Here is an 18,008-nt window from a genome sequence, read left to right as displayed (position 1 = left end):
AGCCGTCAGGCCACCTGCGCGCCGGCGCTGGCGCGCTCCACCGCGGCCTCGCCGAGGCGCGGGTAGTCGATGTAGCCGCGCGGGCCCTCGGAGTAGAAGGTCGCGACGTCGGGCGCGTTGAGCGGCGCGCGGCGCAACAGGCGCTCCGGAAGATCGGGGTTGGCCAGGAAGGGCGCGCCGAAGGAGACGAGATCCGCCGCGCCGGTCCGCAGCGCTGCCTCCGCGGTCTCCAGCGTGTAGCCGCCGTTCACGACGAGGGCGCCGCGGAACCGCTCGCGGAGGAGGGGCGTCACCCGCGCCGCGGCGTCGAGCGCCTGCCCCGAGAGCGGCTCCACGACGTGCAGATAGACGACCTTGCGCGCCGAGAGCTCGGCGGCGACGTGGCCGAAGAGCGCCCTCGGATCGGAGTCGCTCATGTCGTTGAAGTCGGCCAGCGGCGAGACCCGCACGCCGACCCGGTCGGCGCCGAACACCCCGGTCACGGCCTCGGTGATCTCGAGCAGGAACCGCGCCCGGTTCTCGACCGAGCCGCCGTACCGATCCGTCCTCTGGTTCACGCCGTCCCGGAGGAACTGGTCGATGAGGTAGCCGTTCGCCGCGTGGATCTCGACTCCATCGAAGCCGGCGGCCTTGGCCCGGCGCGCGCCGTCCTCGAACCGCGCGACAACGCCGGCGATCTCGCCCGTCTCCAGGGCGCGCGGGGTCGCGTACGGCTGCGGGCCCTCGGGCGTGTACGCGTGGCCGTTGCGGATGGCGATGGCCGAGGACGAGACGGGCGCCTGCCGGTTCGGCTGGAACGAGGGGTGCGACGCCCGCCCGACGTGCCAGAGCTGAAGGAAGCCGCGCCCTCCCGCCCGGTGGATCGCGTCCGTCACGAGCCGCCACCCGGCGACCTGCGCGTCCGTGTGGATGCCGGGTGTGCGGAGATATCCGACGCCCTCCGGGGTGACCTGCGTCGCCTCGGTGATGATGAGGCCCGCAGAGGAGCGCTGCTCGTAGTACCGCGCGTTGAGCTCGGTCGGCACGTTGCCCTCGCCGGCGCGGCAGCGCGTCAGCGGCGCCATCACGAGGCGGTTCGGCAGCGAGAGGGGGCCGAGCGCGAAGGGGCTGAAGAGCAGGTCTTTGGCGGTGGTCACGATCGATGCTCCTTGCAAAGAAGATGTAGCTTCCGAAAGGGAAGTAGCATCCGTTCGGCGAGCATCATGAATCTGCACTGCGCGATGTCAAGTCACTTCCCTTTTGGAAGTGGATAGGTCATGCTGGTGTCTGGGACGACACATGAAGCACGCGTGCCAGCACCTCTGCGAGAAGTTTCAGGTCGCGATGGACGTGCTCGCGAAGCCCTGGAACGGGCTCATCATTGCGACGCTCGAGGAGGGGGCGCTGCGCTTCGGCGAGATCGGCGAGCGGCTCGACGCGATCAGCGATCGGATGCTCTCCAGCCGGCTGAAGGAGCTCGAGGCGCTGGGCCTCGTGGTGCGGCGCGTCCTGCCGGGGCCCCCCGTGCGCGTGGAGTACGAGCTGACCGACGCCGGGCGGGGATTCGGCGAGGTGGCGCAGGCGATCTCGCGGTGGGGAGAGCGGCTCGTTGTGAGCGCGGCGCGCGGCGGGGGGGCGAAGCGCGCCGCGCGGGCGGCACGAGCCGCACCGGCGGCGAAGCGCGCGCGGGCGTCATCCACGTCATCTACGTAGCCTCCACGCAGTCGCGTGACGAATGTCACGAAGGAGTCCGCCCGGTCCTGAGCAGCGCTCAGGCAATACCTGACGCCGAGCGCTCGTGTGGCGAGGTGGCGGCGAGGTGGTGAGAGGAGCGCCTCTGTCGAGCTCGAGGTTGCGCTTGCCGCTCAGGTGGAATGGTGATGTAATTCGAGGGCTTCGCATCTCGGTGGCTGTCAAAGCGGGGTGCAGATTCGTGGGATACGAGCTCAGCCGTTAGGCAGGCGCGTGAGGCGTACGAAAGTACGCGGCAACGAGCCGAACGACGCGGATGAGCCCGCCAGATACCCGAATACGAACATGCAGCCGCGTTATGACGCGGAGCGTTAATGCGAGGGCGTCCCCTGGGGGTCGCGGTGGATCGCCGTATGGTACTGCAGCACCAGCGCCGACCGGGGGGGATGAGGCTCGCGCACCAGTTCTGGTTGTCTCTCGTCCTCCCCATCGCGATGGCCATCCTGCTGTATGGCATCTTCGCGTCGGCGCACCGCAAGCAGGTCCTGCGGGAGGAGGCCACGGCGGAGCTCCGCAACTACGCCACCCTGCTTCAGGCGTTCGTCGAGAGCGCGCTGCAGCGCAGCGACGTCGCGCTCGTCCGGCGGAGGGCAGAGGATTTCGCGAGCGCCGAGCGCATCCTTGGCATCGCCGCGTTCACCAGCGAAGGTGAGGCGATCTTCATCACGAAGGGAGTCGAGCGCGAAGCAGCGCGCCTCGAGGAGCTCGCGCGCCGGGCGTTCCGTGAAGGCGGCGACATCGAGGAGACCGCCAGCCTGGCCGAGCAATCCGTGCTGCTCCGCACGGTCTCCATCCGGCCGAGCAGCGCCAATCAGCCCCTGGTCGCCGTCCTGGTGCGCGATCGTCACTATATCGAGGTGCTGGAGAGGACGTTGAATCACGGCCTCGCGGTGACCGGCGTCGTGCTGCTGCTGGTCAGCGCGGTCGTCGCCGGGCTCGTCGGGCGCTTCACGGTCGCGCTCCCGGCGCGGGCCATCCTCGCCGGGGCCGAGCGCGTCGCGAGCGGCGATCTGGACGCGGCCGTGCCCGAGCGCGGCGCGGAGGAGCTCTCTCGCCTGGCGAGCGCGTTCAACACGATGACCTGCTCTCTCCGCGAGGCGCGGGAGCGCGCGGTGCGGGAGGAGGCGGCGCGGGTGAACGGGGAGCGCAAGCTGCAGCAGGCGCAGGCGCTCGCCGCCGCGGGGCAGGTGGCGACCGCGCTCGGCCACGAGATCGGATCGCCGCTGAACGTGATCCATGGCCGCGCGCGCCGCGCGGCCGATCTGCCCGGCTGCCCGGAGCACCTGCGCGCCGAGCTGGAGACCATCGCGCGACAGTCCGAGCGGATCACGCGCGTCGTCTCTCGCCTCGTCTCCCTCGCTCGGCCGCCGAGACCGCAGCAGGCGGACAGCGATCTCAGGCGCGTCATCGACGATGTGGTCGCCTTCCTGGGCCCGGAGTGCAGGAGGCGCGGCATCGAGCCGAGCGTCGTGTGCGAGGGCGCCGCGAGGGTGCGCGTCGCACTCGACTCCGATCGTCTGTTTCAGGTCGTGTTCAATCTGTGCTTGAACGCCGTCGAGGCCCAGAGCCGCGGCGGCGAGCTCGAGGTGCGCATCCTGCCCGAGTGCGATGGTCCAGCGGGCTCTTCCGTCGTGTGCTTCGAGGTCGCCGACGCGGGGCCGGGGATCCCCGGCGAGGATCTGCGCCGGATCTTCGACCCGTTCTTCACGACGAAGGCGGCCGGCGGCGGCAGCGGGCTCGGGCTCGCGATCGTCCGTGGGATCGTCGAGGAAGCCGGCGGCTCGGTGGAGGCCACCGCCTCGTCGACGGGCGGGGCGTGTTTCCGTGTCACGCTACCCGCGATCGTGTCCGGTTCACCGGCGAGCGTGGAAGCGAGCTCAGAGGCGAGCTCGGAGTCGAATAGGGGGGGTAGAGAGGAAGGGCAGAAAGCATGAGTTTGAGCTCACCGAGTGTGTTGGTTGTCGAAGACGACGATGATCTCGGCCGGTTCGTCGTTGACATCGCCAAGGACCACGGCTACCAAGCGACGCACGTGGCCGATGCGATGTCGGGCCTCGGTCTGCTGCCGTCGGGGGGCTTCGACCTGCTGATCACCGACATCCGCATGCCGGGGATGGATGGCATCGAGCTGATCGCGCGGGCCAAGGAGCACGACCCGTCGCTGGCGATCATCGCGATCACCGCGTTCGGCTCCGTCGAGACCGGGATGCGCGCCCTCCGCGTCGGCGCCTCCGACTACCTCTCCAAACCTTTCCGCTCCGATGAGCTAAGCTCTCGCATGCGACGCGCGCTCGAGCGCCGCGCTCGCGATATCGAGCATGCTCGTCTCCAGCGGCAAGTCGCGGAGGTATTGCGCCGCGGCAAGTCGTGACGGCGGTCCTCCAGGGTCTCATGACGCCGAGCTCCCCCGGCGTCGACGAGGTCTGAACACCTGAAACGGGAACTAGCACTCCAGGCGCGCTATCGTCGTCAGGAAGGTGGTCATGCAATCGAACAACATCGCGGCGACCTCGAAGGAAAAGCACGGGAGCGGAGCGAGCAAGAAGAAGCCGCCGCCCCGCAAGCGCGGCGCCAACGGGAGCCACCTGGATGTGCGGGAGATGCAGCTCCAGGCGGTGCTGGAGGTGCTCAAGGCGGTGAAGGCCGGCAACTTCTCCGCGCGCGTCGGCATCGGCGAGGTGCCCGGGACGATCGGTCAGATCGCCGATGAGGTGAACGACGTCGTCCAGCAGCTGCAGACCGTCGGCTCCGAGATCACGCGCGTGGCGCGCGAGGTCGGCACCGAGGGCAAGCTCGGCGCGCAGGCGGAGGTGCAGGGCGTCAGCGGGACGTGGAAGGACCTCACGGACAACGTGAATGTCCTCGCGGGCAACCTGACCAACCAGGTGCGCAACATCGCGGTCGTGACGACGGCGGTGGCGAACGGCGACCTGTCGAAGCAGATCACGGTCGAGGCGAAGGGGGAGATCCTCGAGCTGAAGAACACCATCAACAAGATGGTGGAGCAGCTGCGCGCGTTCGCGTCGGAGGTGACGCGCGTTGCGCGCGAGGTAGGCACGGAGGGCAAGCTGGGCGCGCAGGCGGAGGTGCGCGGCGTCAGCGGGACGTGGAAGGACCTCACGGACAACGTGAATGTCCTTGCGGGCAACCTGACCAACCAGGTGCGCAACATCGCGGTCGTGACGACGGCGGTGGCGAACGGCGACCTGTCGAAGCAGATCACGGTCGAGGCGAAGGGGGAGATCCTCGAGCTGAAGAACACCATCAACAAGATGGTGGAGCAGCTGCGCGCGTTCGCGTCGGAGGTGACGCGCGTGGCGCGCGAGGTAGGCACGGAGGGCAAGCTGGGCGCGCAGGCGGAGGTGCGCGGCGTCAGCGGGACGTGGAAGGACCTCACGGACAACGTGAATGTCCTCGCGGGCAACCTGACGAACCAGGTGCGCAACATCGCGGTCGTGACGACGGCGGTGGCGAACGGCGACCTGTCGAAGCAGATCACGGTCGAGGCGAAGGGGGAGATCCTCGAGCTGAAGAACACCATCAACAAGATGGTGGAGCAGCTCCGGACGTTCGCCGCGGAGGTGACGCGCGTCGCGCGCGAGGTAGGCACGGACGGCAAGCTCGGCGGCCAGGCGCAGGTGCCGGGCGTCGCCGGCACGTGGAAGGACCTCACCGACAACGTGAACCAGCTCGCCGGCAACCTGACGAACCAGGTGCGCAACATCGCCCTCGTCACGACGGCCGTCGCCAAGGGCGATCTCTCTCAGAAGATCACCGCCGAGGCGAAGGGGGAGATCCTCGAGCTGAAGGACACCATCAACAAGATGGTGGAGCAGCTGCGCGCGTTCGCGTCGGAGGTGACGCGCGTTGCGCGCGAGGTGGGCACGGAGGGCAAGCTGGGCGCGCAGGCGGAGGTGCGCGGCGTCAGCGGGACGTGGAAGGACCTCACGGACAACGTGAATGTCCTCGCGGGCAACCTGACCAACCAGGTGCGCAACATCGCCCTCGTCACGAAGGCGGTCGCGAGCGGCGACCTGTCCCAGAAGATCGCGGTCGAGGCGAAGGGGGAGATCCTCGAGCTGAAGGACACCATCAACAAGATGGTCGATCAGCTGCGCGCCTTCGCCGCGGAGGTGACGCGCGTGGCGCGCGAGGTAGGCACGGACGGCAAGCTCGGCGGCCAGGCGCAGGTGCCGGGCGTCGCCGGCACGTGGAAGGACCTCACCGACAACGTGAACCAGCTCGCCGGCAACCTGACGAACCAGGTGCGCAACATCGCCCTCGTCACGAAGGCGGTCGCGAGCGGCGACCTGTCCCAGAAGATCACGGTCGAGGCGAAGGGGGAGATCCTCGAGCTGAAGGACACCATCAACAAGATGGTCGATCAGCTGCGCGCGTTCGCCGCGGAGGTGACGCGCGTGGCGCGCGAGGTAGGCACCGAGGGCAAGCTCGGCGGCCAGGCGCAGGTGCCCGGGGTCTCCGGCACGTGGAAGGACCTGACCGAGAACGTCAACGTCATGGCCTCGAACCTCACCTCGCAGGTGCGCGGCATCGCCAAGGTCGTGACCGCGGTCGCGAACGGCGATCTCCGCCAGAAGCTCGCCCTGGAGGCCAAGGGCGAGATCGCGTCGCTGGCGGACACCATCAACGACATGACCTACACGCTCCGCGTGTTCGCCGAGCAGGTGACCACGGTCGCGCGCGAGGTCGGCATCGAGGGCAAGCTCGGCGGCCAGGCCAAGGTGCCCGGCGCGGCCGGCACGTGGAGGGACCTCACGGACAACGTGAACCAGCTCGCGGGCAACCTCACCACGCAGGTGCGCGCGATCGCCGAGGTCGCCACCGCCGTGACGAAGGGCGACCTCACGCGGGCCATCTCGGTCGAGGCGCAGGGCGAGGTCCTCCAGCTGAAGGACAACATCAACCAGATGATCTCGAACCTGCGGGACACGACGCGCGCCAACCAGGAGCAGGACTGGCTGAAGACGAACCTGGCGCGCTTCTCCGGGATGATGGCCGGGCAGCGGACGATCGAGGCGCTCTCCCGCCTCATCATGTCCGAGGTGACGCCGCTCGTCTCGGCGCAGCACGGGGCCTTCTACGTGCTCGAGTCCGAGGAGAAGTACCCGGCGCTCAAGCTCACGTCGAGCTACGCGTTCCAGAAGCGCAAGGGCATCTCCAACCGGTTCGCGCTGGGCGAGGGGCTCGTCGGGCAGTGCGGCCTGGAGAAGAAGAGCATCGTCGTCACGGATCTCCCGGACGACTACATCCGGGTGAGCTCGGGCCTCGGCGACGCGCCGCCGCGCAACATCTGCGTCCTGCCGGTGCTCTTCGAGGGCGGCCTCAAGGCGGTCATCGAGCTGGCGAGCTTCCAGAACTTCACGCCCATCCACCTCACGTTCCTCGAGCAGCTCACGCAGTCGATCGGCGTCGTGTTCAACATGATCGGCGCCAGCATGAGGACGGAGGAGCTGCTCCAGGAGCTCCAGAGGTCCAACACCGAGCTCGGCTCGCGCTCGCAGGAGCTGGAGGAGAAGGCGTCGGAGCTCGAGATCAAGAACCGCGAGATCGCGCGCGCCAGCGCCTCCCTGGAGGAGAAGGCGAGGGAGCTGTCGCGCACCTCGAAGTACAAGTCCGAGTTCCTCGCGAACATGTCGCACGAGCTGCGCACGCCGCTGAACAGCCTGCTCATCCTCGCCAGGATCCTCGCGGACAACGAGGAGCACACGCTCACGCCGAAGCAGGTCGAGTACGCGAAGACGATCGCCGCGGCGGGGCAGGACCTCCTGCAGCTCATCAACGAGATCCTCGACCTGTCGAAGATCGAGGCCGGCAAGATCGACGTGAAGACCCAGCGGGTGCTGCTCTCCGAGCTGGCCGAGTACGTCGAGCGGAGCTTCCGGCAGATCGCCGAGCAGAAGGAGCTCGAGTTCTGGGTGCGGGTCGCGACCGGCGTCCCCGCGGGGATCATGACGGATCTGCAGCGGCTCCAGCAGATCCTGAAGAACCTGCTGTCCAACGCGTTCAAGTTCACGTCGTCCGGGCGGATCTCGCTCGAGATCGAGGTGGCCAGCAAGGGGCTCACGTTCAAGCGGGAGACGCTCATCAAGGCGAAGACCGTCCTGGCGTTCGCCGTCACGGACACGGGTATCGGCATCCCGACAGAGAAGCAGACGCTCATCTTCGACGCGTTCCAGCAGGCGGACGCGTCGACCAGCCGCACCTACGGCGGCACGGGGCTCGGCCTGACGATCAGCCGGGAGCTGGCCAGCCTGCTCGGCGGGGAGATCTCGCTGAACAGCACGCCCGGGCTCGGCAGCAAGTTCACCCTGTACCTGCCGGCGGAGCGGACGGAGCTGAAGGCGACGAGGCCAGCGCGCGCCGAGCTGCCCGAACCGGTCGCGCCGCTCCTCACGAACGGCGCCTCCTCGGTCGCGCTCGCCGGGCGCAGCGTGCTCGTCATCGACGATGACGCGCGCAACGTCTTCGCCATCACGAGCCTGCTCGAGCGGCGCGGGGCGCACGTGGTCCTGGCCGAGAACGCCAGGCACGGTATCGAGATCTTGCGCGAGGCCGATTCGCCCATCGATATTGTCCTCATGGACATCATGATGCCCGAGCTCGACGGCTACGAGGCGACGCGGGAGATCCGGAGCGATCCTCGCTTCAACGAGCTGCCGATCATCGCGGTGACGGCCAAGGCGATGCCGGAAGATCGACAGAAGTGCCTGGACGCCGGGCTGAACGATTTCGTGGCCAAGCCGGTGGACGAGGGGCGGCTGATGTCGGCCATCCTGCACTGGGTGCGGCCGGATTGAGCCACGGAGCCGTACGGTGTCCACCCCGCCCGCGACGACCAGCATTCTCCTTGTCGACGATCAGCCGGAGAACCTGACGGCGCTCAGGGCGATCCTGGCCGACGAGAGCTACCGGCTCGTGACCGCCGCGAGCGGGAAGGACGCGCTCCTCAGGATCCTGTCCGAGGATTTCGCGGTCATCCTGCTCGACGTGCGGCTGCCCGACATCGACGGCTTCGAGGTCGCCTCGCTCGTGAAGCAGCGGGAGCGGTCGCGCCACACGCCGATCATCTTCCTGACGGGGGCGACGGACGATCTCGCGGCCATTTACAGGGCGTACGCCGTGGGCGGCGTCGACTACCTCCTGAAGCCGCTCGAGCCGGAGGTCGTCCAGGCGAAGGTCGCCGTGTTCGTCGAGCTCCACCGGCGCGGCGAGCAGATCAAGGAGCAGGCGGAGCTCCTGCGCCAGGCCGAGCAGCGGCGGCGCGACGCCGAGGTCGAGGACCTCCGGCGCGCCGCGCAGGCGAGGTACCAGAACCTGGCCGACGCCATCCCGCAGTGCGTCTTCACGGCGAAGCTCGACGGCGGCATCGATTATGTGAGCTCGCGCTGGCTGGAGTACACGGGGCTCGCGTTCGAGGCGCTCCGCGGCTGGGGCTGGCAGGCCGCCGTGCACCCGAACGATCTGAACCAGTTCGTCAGCAAGTGGCGGCGCTGCCTGGAGTCGGGTGAGCCTTTTCAGGGCGAATGTCGACTCAGGTCGATCCACGGCGCCTACCGCTGGCACCTGTGCCGGGCGGTCCCGGAGCGGGACGTCTGGAAGCGGGTGGTCGCCTGGCTCGGCAGCTTCACGGACATCGACGACAGCAAGCGCCACGAGCAGGAGCGCCTGCACCTCCTGACGCGCGAGCGGGCGGCCCGCGCGGAGGCCGAGGCCGCGGTGCGCCGCTCGGAGATCCTCGCGGAGGCGTCGAGCTCGTTCTCGGCGTCGCTCGACGAGGACAGCGTCGCGGCGGCGCTCGTGCGCATCTCCGCGGAGCGCGTCTGCACCTGGTGCGTGCTCGATCTGCGGGAGGAGGGCGGCGCGCGCCGGCTCGCGGCCGCGCACAGGGCCCGCGACGCGGCGCGGTTCATGGCGCGGTTCGGCCCGCGGGAGCTCGCCTTGACCGCGGACGGCATCGGCGCGGTGCTCACGACCGGCCGCCCCGACCTGCGCGTCGAGTGCGCCCCGCGCGACGTCGCGGCGGCGCTCGACATCGACGATCCCGCCGTGATCCAGGAGATCGGCGCCAGCAGCTACCTGTGCGTGCCGCTCGTCACGCGCGGCGAGGTGCTCGGGGCGCTCAGCATGGTGTGGGTCGAGCCGGGCGAGCGCTTCGAGCCGCCCGATTTCGCGGTCGCCCTCGACATCGCGCAGCGCGCGGCGCTCTGCCTCGAGAACGCCCGGCTGCTGCGGATGACGCGCGAAGCCGTGCAGATCCGCGAGGATTTCGTGGCGGTCGCCTCGCACGAGCTGAGGACGCCGCTCAGCGCGCTGGTGCTCCAGGTCCAGGGCCTCACCCGCGCCCTCCACCGCGCGGACGGCGGGCTGCCGGCGGAGCAGGTGCTGGCGAAGCTCTCCCAGGCCGGCGGGCAGATCGACCGGCTCACGCGGCTCATCGACACGCTGCTCGACGTGGCGCGCATCAACAGCGGCCACCTCGAGCTCAGCCTCGACGACGTGGATCTGTGCGACGTGGCGCGCGACGTGGCGGGCCGCCTCGAGGCCGAGCTGGAGCGGGCCGGCTGTACGCTCGACCTGGACATGCCGGTGACCGCGGTCGGCCGGTGGGACCGCCTGCGCATCGATCAGGTGATCACCAACCTGCTCATGAACGCCATCAAATACGGGCGGGGCAAGCCGATCCAGGTGCGCATCTCGGTGGATGGGCGGTCCGCGGTGCTCCAGGTGGCAGATCAGGGCATCGGGATCGCACAGGAGTACATCGCCCGGATCTTCGGGCGCTTCGAGCGGGCGGCGCCCACCAGCTCGTATGGCGGGCTGGGTGTCGGCCTGTACATCGTGGACCAGATCCTGAGGGCCCACGGCGGCAGCATCCAGGTGGAGAGCGCCCCGGGCATGGGGGCGAGGTTCCAGGTGGCGTTGCCTCTCCCGCCTCGAGCGGCTGGTCCGTCCGGGCCCCTGGGCGAGCGCCCTGGATCGTCGTTGACCGGTCCCGCCGGCTGAGAGGCGCTCTCCTGAGCTCACCTGGCGCTCGTGGGAGCAGGGATGCGGTCGCGCTGCGCCACCGTTGCAACCGGTGGTTTCAACCGTGAAAGACGCCTCACGGTCCCCCTGGGAAAAGCGGCCATGCCGGCATCCGGCCATCGTTGGCCTGCATCGTGCAACAAGCTCGTGACAGAGCGCCCGGTGCGACACCCGGGGGCAATCCCTCGCCGATCACCACGGAGACACGAAGGCACGGAGCGAACCCAGACCCGTGCCTTCGTGCCTCCGTGGTGCCTGCGTGCATCCGCCGTGAGAGGCGGAAGGCGAGCGGATCTCCCGGGTGGACAAGTTCACGTCCGGACGGGCGCTCAGGGCTCGTGATCTCCGCACTGCGACGCTGCGTAAAAGATCAAAACGGTTTATAGGTGATGAGCCCTCGCTGAGCGACGTGATCAGTCCGCCACACATATCGGTAGTTCAAGTGAAACTTTCTATCAGCCTAGTTGGCCCCTCGATCAGCGCCGTGAACAGCGCGGGTCCCCTCCTGGTCAAGACACCCTCTCTCGAAGAGGTGGTTCGGGCGGCCGGGGCCCGTCGGCGGGTCTCTGCGACCGCTGCCCGGGGCGCCACGTCCCGGAAGCGCGCCGCCGCCCGTCGGACGGACGAGCGCTCGGCGAAGGCGACCCGCCGCGCGCGGTGACAGGGCCGGCGCGGGGCGTCGCGGACGCTCCCGCTGGCGCCGGCCGTGTCGAGAGAGCACGCCGCCCTCGCTTTACGGCGCGAGGGGCCACGGAGGCACAGACGACGCAGAGGAAGGAAAAGAACCTCTGTGTCCTCTGTGCCTCCGTCGTCTTTGTGCCCCCGCCGGGCGCTCAGCGCGCCTCGGCGTCGAGCAGCGGGCCGAGGTCCTGACCTCGCATGAGCCGCTCTACCACCTTGACGAGGAGCTTCGGGGTGCAGCCGAAGCACGGGGTCCCGAGGGCGGCGAGCTTCTGCGCCATGTCGTGGTCGTACGAGGGTTTGCCGCTGTCGGACAGCGCGAGCAGGCAGATCGACTTCACCTTGCTGTCGGCGAGCTGGCGCATGCGGGCGAGGAGCTCCTCGGCGTTGCCGCCCTCGAACAGGTCGGTGATCAGGATGAACAGCGTCTTCTCGGGGCGCTCGATGAAGTTCGCCTGGGCGTAGGCCACGGCGCGGTTGATGTCGGTGCCGCCGCCGAGCTGCGCCGTGAACAGCACGTCGACCGGATCGACGAGCATCGGAGTCACGTCGACGACCTCGGTGTCGAAGAAGAGGAGCCGAGTGCGGAGGACGTCGAGGGACGCGAAGATCGCGGCCATGATGGAGCTGTAGACGACGCTCTCGCCCATGGAGCCCGACTGGTCGACGAGGATCGCGACGTCCCACTCGTGTCTCCGCGTCTGGTTCGCCCAGAAATAGAGCTTGTCCGGGACGAGGCGGCGCCGCTCCGCGTCCCATCCTCTGAGGTTCTTGCGGATGGTGCGCTTCCAGTCGAGGTTCCTGAGGACGCGGAGCGGGCTCGTCGTGTTCCGCCGCAGGGCGCCGAGGACGGCGGTGCGGATCTCGGACTCCAGCGCGCGCCGCACCTCCTCGACGACCTCGCGCACGATCTGCCGGGCGGTCTCCCGGGCGGCGTCGGGGATGAGGCCCTTCGCGCTCATGAGGGTGGCGACGAGCTCGACGTTCTTCTCGAGGAAGGGCAGCGTCTCGGGCTCGAAGAGGAGCTGCGTCAGCCCTCGTTTCTCGATGGCGTCCTTCTGGACGAGCGCGACGATGTCGTGGCTGAAGAACTCGCGCACCGCGGAGAGCCACTCGGGGACGTACGGCCGCGAGCCGCCGAGGTTGCCGGCGCGCTCGTCGTAGATGAACGAGAGGGCCTTGTCGAGATCGCCGAGCCGCCGCGGGTCGACGTGAAGCGCGGACGCCCCGCCGCCGAGCCCCCCGAGGGAGAGCCGAGGATCGACGCGCTCTGCCTCCGGCCCCAGCGCGAGCCGCCAGCGCAGGAGGGCGTCGCGGTCGCCGTCGGTGAGGTCATCCGTCGCGCCGGCGAGGGGGGGAGGCGGAGGGGCTTTCTTGGAGGTGCGGGCGCTCATCGCTGTGGGGTGTCGGAGGGGTCGTGAGCTCTCCAGAGAGCCTGTTTGGCGGGAGCCCGATGAGCCGCCCCGCGGCGCGAGCGGCGAGCGGCCGCAAGCGCCGTGCGCGTGCCGCACAGCGGCAGGATAGGGGGCGTGGCCGCCGGGCACAAGGAGGACGGCGCGGCGGAGCGCGGCGGTGCTGTCGGGCTCCGCCGGCGCGGCGGAGCTACGCCTTCGGAGCCCCGACGGTGAACTCCCAGACGAACTTCCCCTTTCCTTGCCGCTCGTCAGGCGGGGTGAGGACGAGCCCGTCGATCGACTTCACGACGCAGCTCGCCACATCGTCCGACGCGGTGGTGCCGGCGGGGTCGACGGCGACGTCCGTGATGCGGCCGCTGTCCTCGAGCACCGTGAAAGCGACGGTGACCTTGCCCTGCGCGCGGGGGTTCCGCGCGAGCTCCGCGTCATAACAAGCGCTGATCTCGTCGCGCCTCGTCTCGAGCAGCGCGGCCGTATCGTCGCGGTACATCTCGGCGTTCCGCACGGCGAAGGAGCAACCCGCGCACGCGATCGCCAGGACCATCATGGTGAGACCCGAAAACAACTGCTTCATGCTCGTCTCCTTGCGGGGAGCGCCGCTCGCGGGCGGCTTCGGAACAGCCTTCATTTTTCGGCGTCCGCGGTCTTCTGCGCGGTGTCCTGCTCGACGATGTTGAACTCGACGCGGCGGTTCTTCTCGCGCCCCTCCGGCGTGTCGTTGTCCGCGATGGGCTTCGATTTGCCGAAGCCCTTGGCGGTGAGCATGCCGGCGGCGATCCCGTGATCGACGAGGTACTTCATCACGGCTTTGGCGCGGCGGTCCGAGAGCTTCAGGTTGTGATCCTCCGACCCCTCGGCGCTCGCGTGACCCTCGATCGCGATCTTCTTGATGTGCGTGTGCTTTTTGATCGTGCCGACGACCTCGTCCAGCAAGCTGTGGGACTCCGTCCGGATCGTCGCCTGGTCGTACTCGAACTGGATCTTCTCGTTGATGATGATCTTGTCGTCCGTCACGACCACGCGCTCCGGCGGGGGCGGCGGAGGCGGCGGGGGCGGCGCGGGCGGCCGGCCCACGACGGCGAGCGCCTTCCCTCCTTCGAACGTGGTGACGCCGCCGCAGGCGATCGAGCCCAGGGCCATCGCCGTGAGCACGGCGCCGGCGACCCAGGGGCCGAGGCCCGTGGCTCGCCGCGCGACGAGCCAGCGGCGGGGGCTCGGGCGGCTCGTCACATCTCGTTTATCGTCGATATCGTTCATGATCGCGTCTCCATGGCCCGCTGTCACGGGCCCAGGCCACCGGGGCGCTCTGCGTCGCCCCTCGATGAAACCGCGGGAATCGGCAGGCCGGAGCGCGTCGCGCGCAGGAACTCCGCGAGCGACGTGAGCGCGTGGAGATCGCCGGGCGCGAGGGCGCTCGCCGCCGCGTGGAGCCGCTGGCGAGCCGAGTCGGCGGCGTGAGATCTCCTCGGCTCAGCGCTTTCGCTGGGCCACGCATGCTCGAATGAAGCCGGTATCAGGCCGCGGGTGTGAAACCACGCGAGGATGGTGGCACGGATTTGCGCGAGCCGGAAGACGCGCCAGCGTCGGAGCTGCTCTGGCCTGCCAGAGAGCACGGCCTTGAACCGCCGAAACGATCCCCGCCCCTGGAGGCACTGCAGGAGCAGCAGCTGGAGCTCGAGGTCGTCGACCGTCGGGATGAACGCCTGCAGCCATCGGTACTGCTCCGGCGCGCCGATGGCGTCGACGCGCACGCAGCCCGGATCCGCCTCGACGCGCGCGCGCGTGTCCGGGTCGGCGAGCCCGTCGACCAGCCGGATCACCGCGCCTGTCTCGAGGTGAAGGAAATAGCGGATGTGCTGAGCGGTGTTGTCGAAGGCGTTCGCGAGGGCGTTCCAGTCGACAGGGATGCGCCGGTTCGCAGCGGCGGACTCCGGCGTGGTGGTGCTCATCTGCGCGACCGGCCCGCAGGCAGCTCGCATGCCAGTCACGCAGGAGGCGCGCGGCCGCGCGGCGCGCGTGGAAGCGTGTTTTCCGCCAGCAGCCGCGGGTGTCGCGTTGTGCAACAGGCCGACGAGGAGTGGAGTCGCGCCCACTGGGAAGCCGCGGCGCGCGCTCGACCAGGCGCGGCGCGCGCCGCACGGCCGGGCGCTGCTGCGAGGCCGCCGGGCGGATCACGGCTTCGGGTCGCTCGAGCGGCCTACGCGCATGCCGTACCGCTCGAGCTTCCGGTAGAGGGTCGCCCTGTCGAAGCCCAGGATCTGCGCCGCCTGGCTCTTGTTCCCGCCGACCACCTCCAGGACGCGCAGGATGTAGCGCCGCTCGACCTCCTCCATGGGGACGAGCTCGGTCGGGTCGTCGCTCGAGACAAGGACGTGGGAGCGCCGGTACGTGCGGATCTTCTCGGGCAGGTCGTCGACGGTGATGTGATCGTACCGCGCGAGCGCGACCGCCCGCTCGATGCAGTTCTGGAGCTCGCGCACGTTGCCGGGCCACGCATAGGCCATGAGCTTCTCCGCCGCGGGCGCCGAGAGGCCCTGGATGGGCCTCGCCTTGACGGTCGCGAAGTGCTCGAGGAAATGCTGCGCGAGCAGCAGCACGTCGGCGCCGCGGGAGCGGAGCGGCGGCAGGTCGACGTGAACGACGTTGATCCGGTAGTAGAGATCCTCGCGGAAACGGCGCTCTTCGATCGCTGTCTCGAGGTCGCGGTTCGTCGCGGCGATGAGCCGGACGTCCACCGGGAGCTCCTCGTCGGCACCGACGGGCCGGACGACGCGCTCCTGGAGGGCGCGCAGGAGCTTCGGCTGGAGCCCGATCGGCAGCTCGCCGATCTCGTCGAGGAACAGGGTTCCGCCGTGGGCCCGCGCGAACAGGCCGCTCCTGGCCCCTTTGGCGTCGGTGAACGCGCCCCGCGCGTGGCCGAAGAGCTCGCTCTCGAGGAGGGCGTCCGGGACCGCGGCGCAATTGACCGCCACGAACGCTCCCTCGCTCCGCCGGCTGCGCTGGTGCACGGCGCGGGCGACGAGCTCCTTGCCGGTCCCGCTCTCTCCCGTGATGAGGATCGACGTGTCCGAGTCGGCGATGCGATCGAGCAGGTCGAACACGCTCCTCATCACCGGGCTGCCGCTGAGGATCTGCTCGTAGCCGCGGGCGTCGGCCACGGCGCGCCGCAGGCGGCGCACCTCCTCGCGGAGGGCGCGGTGGCGCAGGGCGCGCTCGACGGTGAGCCGGAGCGCGTCGAGCTCGAACGGCTTGGTCACGAAGTCGTACGCGCCGGCGCGGATGGCGGACGTGGCGGTGTCGAGGCTCCCGAACGCGGTGATGACGATGACCGGGAGATCGGGCCTGTTCTGGACGATCCGCTCGCAGAGATCGAGGCCGCTCATGCCGCGCATGGTCATGTCGGTGACCACGACGTCGAAATCCTCCACGCCGAGGAGCTCGAACGCCTCGGCGGCCGACGTCCGCCACGCCGTCCGGAACCCGCGCTTCTTGAGCCCGGCGTCGAGGAGCTCGCAGACGCCGCGCTCGTCATCGACGATCAGGACGCGCCCTGTCATGAGTTCCCCCGCGGCAGCATCATCGTGAAGCGACTCCCGGAGCCGACCCGGCTGTCGACGTGGATCCAGCCGCCGTGCTCCTTGATGATGCCGTAGGCGACCGACAGGCCGAGCCCGGTCCCTTCGCCCACGGGCTTGGTCGTGAAGAACGGCTCGAAGATGTGCTCCAGGACGTCGGCCGGCATGCCTTGTCCCTCGTCACGAACGGACAGCGCGACATAATCGCCCTCGGCCCCTCCCTGGTCGGCCGGGGGACTGGCGCGCTCTGCCCGGAGGCCGACGGTCAACGTGCCGCCGGACGGCATCGCCTGGATCGCGTTGACCACCACGTTGGTGAGCGCCTGCTGGAGCTGGTCGGCGTCGGCGTGGATGACCAGCTCCGGCGTGTCTCCTTCCTGGACCATCGTGACGCCCTGCTTCTCGGCCAGCGGCCTCAGCATGACGAACGTGCTGTGAATAACGCTCCTCAGCGGGGTCTCCTGCTTCTCAGCGCTGCGGCGCCGGGCGAAATCGAGCAGCTGGCGGATGATCTGCGTCATTCGCTGCGACTGCTCGAGGATGATCTGCCCGTTGGCCGGCACCTCATCTCCCGTGACGTCTCCGTCCACAAGCATCCGCGCGCGCCCCGCGACGACCTGGAGGGGCGCTCCCAGCTCGTGTGCGATCCCGGACGCGAGCTTGCCGACCGTGGCGAGCCGCTCGGCGTGGCGGAGCTGCTGGAGCGCGGCGAGCCGCGCGGTCGCCTCGGACTCGAGCTTCCGGTTCGCCGCGGCGAGGCGATCACACATCGCGTCCATCTCCCGTCCGAGCTCGCCGATCTCGTCCTCCTGGCGCAACGAAAGGCGCCGGGAGAGATCGCCCGCGCCGATCCGCCGGGCCTGATCGATCAGCGTGCGCATGGGGCGTCCCACCAGCCCGACTCCGAGGGACGTCGCGAGCAACCCGCATACCAGCGTCAGGGCGGCCGTCGTGACCGCCGTGTTCAGGATCATGCCGTGGATGGTGCGGCGAGCTCCCGCCAGCGACTCGGAGAGCTCCAGCGCGCCGACGCGGTCGCCGGTCACCGGCACCGGCACGCACGTGACGAGCAGGTCCGCGTCTTCGCGAGGGAGCCTGTGCACGACCGCCTGCCCTCGCGAGACGGGGACGAGCAGCTCCGGCGCGAGCCGGGGCCGATGGGCATCATCCGCCTGCGCGTCGAGCCAGACCCACCGGAGGTCCACCTGCCTCTCGCGCTCGTTGGCGTCCTCGACGAGGCGCAGCGCCCGCGCGGGCCCTTCCGTGCGCCACACCCCCGTGATGGCGGCGGCCAGCGCGCGGCCCATCGCGTGATGGTCCCGCTGGACGTCGTTCTCGAAGATCTTGGACTCTCTGCGGATCTGCACGTAGGCGCTCAGCGCGAGCACAAGGAAGACCCCGAACACAAGGGCGAGCGTCAGCTTGCGCGCCAGCTTCATGCCCGACGTCGTAGCGCAGGTGGCGCGCGGCGAGCCAACGCCGCTCGACGCCGCCGCAAAGTACGACATGCCGCATTTTGCGGCACCGGCGATGGCCCGCGCGCGGGCCGCGCGGGTCGCAA

General features: G+C 69.6%; 12 protein-coding genes. 5 read left to right on the top strand and 7 right to left on the bottom strand.

Annotated elements, in window-relative coordinates; all coding sequences use genetic code 11:
• Positions 1 to 5: 5 nt before the first annotated feature.
• On the bottom strand, positions 6 to 1,136 hold the full coding sequence (locus WMF34_RS39670; protein ID WP_437991044.1) for an alkene reductase: 1,131 nt from the start codon (positions 1,134 to 1,136) through the stop codon (positions 6 to 8).
• Between the two features lie 142 nt (positions 1,137 to 1,278).
• Between WMF34_RS39670 and WMF34_RS39665 the strand changes: the two genes are divergently transcribed.
• From WMF34_RS39665 to WMF34_RS39645, 5 genes are all read left to right on the top strand, one after another.
• Entirely contained in the window at positions 1,279 to 1,692 is a 414-nt protein-coding gene (locus WMF34_RS39665) for a winged helix-turn-helix transcriptional regulator (RefSeq protein WP_012240418.1), read from the top strand.
• 392 nt (positions 1,693 to 2,084) lie between these two features.
• Positions 2,085 to 3,665, top strand: coding sequence for an ATP-binding protein (locus WMF34_RS39660; RefSeq protein WP_437991043.1), 1,581 nt, complete (start codon positions 2,085 to 2,087; stop codon positions 3,663 to 3,665).
• A 17-nt stretch (positions 3,666 to 3,682) separates the two neighbouring features.
• Complete coding sequence (locus WMF34_RS39655) at positions 3,683 to 4,102, top strand: response regulator (protein ID WP_437991042.1); 420 nt, start codon at positions 3,683 to 3,685, stop codon at positions 4,100 to 4,102.
• A gap of 112 nt (positions 4,103 to 4,214) precedes the next feature.
• Positions 4,215 to 8,549: a HAMP domain-containing protein gene (locus tag WMF34_RS39650; protein ID WP_437991041.1), complete on the top strand. Its 4,335-nt coding sequence runs from the start codon at positions 4,215 to 4,217 to the stop codon at positions 8,547 to 8,549.
• A gap of 16 nt (positions 8,550 to 8,565) precedes the next feature.
• Positions 8,566 to 10,755 carry an ATP-binding protein gene (locus WMF34_RS39645; RefSeq protein ID WP_437991040.1) on the top strand — a complete coding sequence of 730 codons (2,190 nt, stop codon included), beginning with the start codon at positions 8,566 to 8,568 and terminating at the stop codon, positions 10,753 to 10,755.
• Positions 10,756 to 11,609: 854 nt separating this feature from the next.
• On the opposite strand, the gene WMF34_RS39640 is transcribed toward WMF34_RS39645, so the two are convergent.
• From WMF34_RS39640 to WMF34_RS39615, 6 genes are all read right to left on the bottom strand, one after another.
• Complete coding sequence (locus WMF34_RS39640; RefSeq protein ID WP_012240413.1) at positions 11,610 to 12,851, bottom strand: VWA domain-containing protein; 1,242 nt, start codon at positions 12,849 to 12,851, stop codon at positions 11,610 to 11,612.
• Between the two features lie 208 nt (positions 12,852 to 13,059).
• Complete coding sequence (locus tag WMF34_RS39635) at positions 13,060 to 13,446, bottom strand: AgmX/PglI C-terminal domain-containing protein (protein ID WP_012240412.1); 387 nt, start codon at positions 13,444 to 13,446, stop codon at positions 13,060 to 13,062.
• 50 nt (positions 13,447 to 13,496) lie between these two features.
• Positions 13,497 to 14,129, bottom strand: coding sequence for an OmpA family protein (locus WMF34_RS39630; protein WP_012240411.1), 633 nt, complete (start codon positions 14,127 to 14,129; stop codon positions 13,497 to 13,499).
• Positions 14,130 to 14,152: 23 nt separating this feature from the next.
• Positions 14,153 to 14,821 carry a UPF0158 family protein gene (locus WMF34_RS39625; protein ID WP_044966924.1) on the bottom strand — a complete coding sequence of 223 codons (669 nt, stop codon included), beginning with the start codon at positions 14,819 to 14,821 and terminating at the stop codon, positions 14,153 to 14,155.
• A 222-nt stretch (positions 14,822 to 15,043) separates the two neighbouring features.
• Complete coding sequence (locus tag WMF34_RS39620; RefSeq protein WP_012240409.1) at positions 15,044 to 16,429, bottom strand: sigma-54-dependent transcriptional regulator; 1,386 nt, start codon at positions 16,427 to 16,429, stop codon at positions 15,044 to 15,046.
• Positions 16,426 to 17,886 carry a sensor histidine kinase gene (locus tag WMF34_RS39615; RefSeq protein ID WP_044970084.1) on the bottom strand — a complete coding sequence of 487 codons (1,461 nt, stop codon included), beginning with the start codon at positions 17,884 to 17,886 and terminating at the stop codon, positions 16,426 to 16,428. Before WMF34_RS39615 ends, WMF34_RS39620 begins: the two co-directional genes overlap by 4 nt.
• Between the last annotated feature and the right edge of the window lie 122 nt (positions 17,887 to 18,008).

It is taken from the genome of Sorangium sp. So ce145, from assembly GCF_051525985.1.
Taxonomy (GTDB): domain Bacteria; phylum Myxococcota_A; class Polyangia; order Polyangiales; family Polyangiaceae; genus Sorangium; species Sorangium cellulosum_B.
The sequence above is the reverse complement of the archived record's forward strand: the minus strand, read 5'-3'. Positions and strand labels throughout refer to the sequence as shown.

Bases quoted from the DNA above. Each gene is read 5' to 3' on its own strand.
- WMF34_RS39665 (WP_012240418.1), top strand. From the start codon at position 1,279: ATGAAGCACGCGTGCCAGCACCTCTGCGAGAAGTTTCAGGTCGCGATG.
- WMF34_RS39660 (WP_437991043.1), top strand. From the start codon at position 2,085: ATGGTACTGCAGCACCAGCGCCGACCGGGGGGGATGAGGCTCGCGCAC.
- WMF34_RS39650 (WP_437991041.1), top strand. From the start codon at position 4,215: ATGCAATCGAACAACATCGCGGCGACCTCGAAGGAAAAGCACGGGAGC.
- WMF34_RS39640 (WP_012240413.1), bottom strand. From the start codon at position 12,851: ATGAGCGCCCGCACCTCCAAGAAAGCCCCTCCGCCTCCCCCCCTCGCC.
- WMF34_RS39635 (WP_012240412.1), bottom strand. From the start codon at position 13,446: ATGAAGCAGTTGTTTTCGGGTCTCACCATGATGGTCCTGGCGATCGCG.
- WMF34_RS39630 (WP_012240411.1), bottom strand. From the start codon at position 14,129: ATGAACGATATCGACGATAAACGAGATGTGACGAGCCGCCCGAGCCCC.
- WMF34_RS39625 (WP_044966924.1), bottom strand. From the start codon at position 14,821: ATGAGCACCACCACGCCGGAGTCCGCCGCTGCGAACCGGCGCATCCCT.
- WMF34_RS39620 (WP_012240409.1), bottom strand. From the start codon at position 16,429: ATGACAGGGCGCGTCCTGATCGTCGATGACGAGCGCGGCGTCTGCGAG.
- WMF34_RS39615 (WP_044970084.1), bottom strand. From the start codon at position 17,886: ATGAAGCTGGCGCGCAAGCTGACGCTCGCCCTTGTGTTCGGGGTCTTC.